The 3,310-nt window shown below is 64.8% G+C and carries 4 protein-coding genes; 3 read left to right on the top strand and 1 reads right to left on the bottom strand.

Annotation, left to right across the window (positions count from 1 at the left end; translation table 11 throughout):
- A protein-coding gene (locus tag QH283_RS00540) for an IS3 family transposase (protein ID WP_280501054.1) occupies window positions 1–1,258 on the bottom strand; the annotation gives its coding sequence in 2 pieces (ribosomal slippage) (window positions 1–970 and window positions 970–1,258; 1,259 coding nt annotated over the 2 pieces). This gene is flagged as partial in the annotation.
- Between the two features lie 377 nt (window positions 1,259–1,635).
- On the opposite strand from QH283_RS00540, the gene QH283_RS00535 reads away from it, so the two are divergent.
- The 3 genes from QH283_RS00535 to QH283_RS00525 are packed head-to-tail and all read left to right on the top strand — an operon-like array spanning window position 1,636 to window position 3,298.
- Window positions 1,636–1,821, top strand: a complete 186-nt coding sequence (locus QH283_RS00535) for a hypothetical protein (RefSeq protein WP_280501053.1) — start codon at window positions 1,636–1,638, stop codon at window positions 1,819–1,821.
- The gene (locus tag QH283_RS00530; RefSeq protein WP_280501052.1) at window positions 1,821–2,606 is read left to right on the top strand and encodes a DUF6036 family nucleotidyltransferase; all 786 of its coding nucleotides are present in this window, start codon (window positions 1,821–1,823) and stop codon (window positions 2,604–2,606) included. The genes QH283_RS00535 and QH283_RS00530 overlap by 1 nt, the downstream gene beginning before the upstream one ends.
- Complete coding sequence (locus QH283_RS00525; RefSeq protein WP_280501051.1) at window positions 2,522–3,298, top strand: transposase family protein; 777 nt, start codon at window positions 2,522–2,524, stop codon at window positions 3,296–3,298. Before QH283_RS00530 ends, QH283_RS00525 begins: the two co-directional genes overlap by 85 nt.
- The last annotated feature ends 12 nt before the right edge of the window (window positions 3,299–3,310 follow it).

The raw sequence follows: 3,310 nt of genomic DNA, 5'->3' as shown, positions 1-3,310 counted from the left end.
AGCCCCGCCGTTGGCTGGGCTGGTTGTTGAGCGTAGTGGGCGGCCTCCATTTCCGCTGGTGGGATGTCACCGCAGTACCGGTAGAGGCGGCGGTGGTTGAACCAGTCGACCCATTCGGCGGTGGCGAATTCCACGTGATCGACCGTGCGCCACGGGCCCCGCTGTTTGATCAGCTCGGTCTTGTAGAGACCGTTGATCGTCTCGGCGAGCGCATTGTCGTAGCTCGATCCGACCGCGCCGATACTGGGCTGGATCCCGGCCGCAGCGAGGCGTTCACTGAACGCTATGGACGTGTACTGAGATCTCCTATCCGTGTGGTGCACACCATCTTTCACATCCCAGCCGTCTCTTTCCCGGGTCCAGATAGCGTGCTCGATCGCGTCCAGAACCAACGTCGTAGTCATCGACGTGGACGTGCGCCAGCCCAGGATCCTTCGCGCGTAGGCATCGATCACGAACGCCACATACACCCACCCGGACCACGTCGACACATAGGTGATGTCGGCAACCCACAACCGGTTCGGCGCACCCGGCGAGAACCGGCGTTGCACCAGATCAGCCGGCCGATCCGCAGCCGGGGCCGGGATCGTGGTCCGCTTGCTGCGGCCACGCCGAACGCCTTGCAACCCGAGTTCGCGCATCAACCGCTCGATGGTGCATCGGGCCACCTGGTGGCCTTCGCGGTTCAATGCCAGCCACACCTTCCGCGCGCCATAGACGCCGAAGTTCTCCCGGTGGACCCGCGCGACCTGTGGCTTCAACAGCTGGTCACGCTGCTCCCGCTTGCTCCGGACGTGTTTGCGGTGTTCGTAATAGGTTGACGGAGAGACGTTTACGCCGAGCTCGGTGAGCCCGGCGCAGATCGACTCGACTCCCCAGCGCAAGCCCCCGTCTTCGCGGTGGCCCTGGTGTTCGGTGACGAACCTGCAGATCAGCGTTGCGGCCGGTCGATCTCGGCCGCGAAGAAAGCCGACGCTGCCTTCAGGATCGCGTTGGCACGCTCGAGTTCGGCGTTCTCCCGCCGCAACCGCTTCAGCTCCGCGGACTCCTCGCTGGTCGACCCTGGACGAACACCGGCATCGATCTGGTCCTGACGGACCCATTTGCGCAGCGTTTCGGAGGTGCCGATACCCAGCAGATCGGCCACCGCGCCGATCGCGGCCCATTCCGACTCGTACTGGTCCCGGACCTCGGCGACCATCCGCACGGCCCGCTCACGCAACTCCGGCGGGTACTTCCTCGAACTCACAGACTTCATCCTTCCTCAAGAAGTGAAGTCTCCCGACCCTCCGGGGCGATTCACCAGGGTAGGCGGGAAATCCGGATCCTCGGGCGGAAGTCGAGGGGCGAGGAGCGCAGCGGGCAGGATGCGGAGCGGCCGGTTCGCTGACGAGCGCGGACGCCGCTGTGGGGCCCATTGCTATGGTGGGGCATGTCGAGTGGTCGTGACGTTCCCCACCGCGTGATGCCCGAGGCGAGGACCGCGCAGTCGGATCCGGCTGCGGAACTGACGCGTTCGGAGGCGCGCTCCTGGCGGCTGCACCGGCAGCTGGCCACGCATCTGACACCGTCGAGTCTTCTTCAGCTCTGGCGTCCTCGTATCGATCGCAATATCGTCCGGCTGCGCGCCGGTGTGTGCGGCTGCCCCACCTGGGCAACCTCGACCGCTCGGAGGCGCTGGTCGAGCGAGCGGATGTTTTCGGCCTCCATCGGGCGTTGACCGGGCTGGACCGGGAGTCGATCGAGATGCGTGAGGTCTCGCCGATGGGTGGACTGCTGGCGCAGGACGAGCGGCTCGACGTGCTCCGTGCGGTGCGTTGATGCGTCGCGATCAGCTGGAGTTCGCGATCCGCACCGCGTGCCGGATCATCGGGCGGCCCGAGGTGATGGTCGGCTCGCAGTCGATCCTCGGCACTTTCCATGAGGACGAGCTGCCCGCCAGGGCCACGAGGTCGATGGAGATCGACATCCTCCCGATCGCCGAGAGCCACCATGAGGCAGCACGTCTCGCGGACCTGATCGACGGTGTGGCGGGGCAGTTCTCGCTTTTCGAGGAACGCAACGGCTTCAGTATCGACGGCGTCGACATGGAGACCTCCGCGTTGCTCGAAGGCTGGCGAGATCGTCTGGTGGAGGTGCGCGACGCCGAGACTGCCGCGCCCTCGGGCGAGCCGGGGTTCACCGGTTGGTGTCTCGACAAAGAAGACCTGTGCGCCGCGAAACTCTGCGCCTATCGGGAGAAGGACCACAGCTACGTCACCGCCCTGTTGCAGGCGGGTCTGGTCGACCCGCGGGTGATCGCCGAGCGCGTCGCGATGAGCCCGCCTGCTGCCCGGCGTGCAATCTCGCTTCTCGTACCTGAGCAAACAGAACTGGCGCCGGTGATCACTGAGCCCTTTTCATCCTCTGTGACCAGCCCGACGCCGGTGGCTCGAGGCAGGCGGCGAGCCTCCCCACGTACCAGCGAAGCCCCTGGTAGGAGAGCAGATCGACCAAGATCACTGTCCACCAGAGGCTTCACTTGTTGTTCTACCGTGCCGCACTGCCGTTGTCACGTAAGACCCTCATCCACACCGCTGGCATCATCCGCCGGCATCGCCGAGTGATCGGCTCGAGATGGCGACGCCTCGACCCCGGCCGTCAAGCGCTACTCACGTTGGTCTACCTGCGCAAAGGCGAAACCTACACCGATCTCGCCGCCGGCTTCGAGGTCGCCACCAGCACCGCCTGGCGCTACGTCACCGAAACCGTGGAACTGCTCGCCGACCGGTCACCGACACTGAAAGACGCACTGCGGCAGGCGAAGAAGGACGGCCATGCCTATGTGATCCTGGACGGCACGTTGATTCCGATCGATCGGGTCGCTGCCGATCGCCCGTTCTACTCGGGCAAACACCGGATACATGGCATGAACGTCCAGGTCATCGCCACACCCGACGGTGACATCGTATGGATCTCGGGTGCGTTACCCGGCAGTGTCCATGATTCGAAGGCCTCCTGGATATGGCGGGTCCTCCACGAGTTGGAACATGCCGGACTGATCACCCTGGCAGACAAGGGATATCAGGGATCGAGCTGGGCGATCACTCCATACAAGGGCCGCGGGAAACCGGTCTCACAGAAGGCTGCCAACCGCGCTCACGCCCGGCTACGCGGCCGCGGCGAACGCGCGATCGCCCAACTGAAAAGCTGGCGTGTGCTGCGTAAACTCCGCTGCTGTCCCTACAAGGCCGGACAACTCGTCAAGGCCATCCACGTCCTTCAGCACCGCGAACTCAGAGCCGCTCAGCAAGGATGAAAAAGGCTCACT

Origin of the sequence: Nocardia farcinica, from assembly GCF_029867845.1 — a bacterium.
In the GTDB taxonomy this organism is placed as follows: Bacteria; Actinomycetota; Actinomycetes; order Mycobacteriales; family Mycobacteriaceae; genus Nocardia; species Nocardia farcinica_A.
The sequence above is the reverse complement of the archived record's forward strand: the minus strand, read 5'-3'. Positions and strand labels throughout refer to the sequence as shown.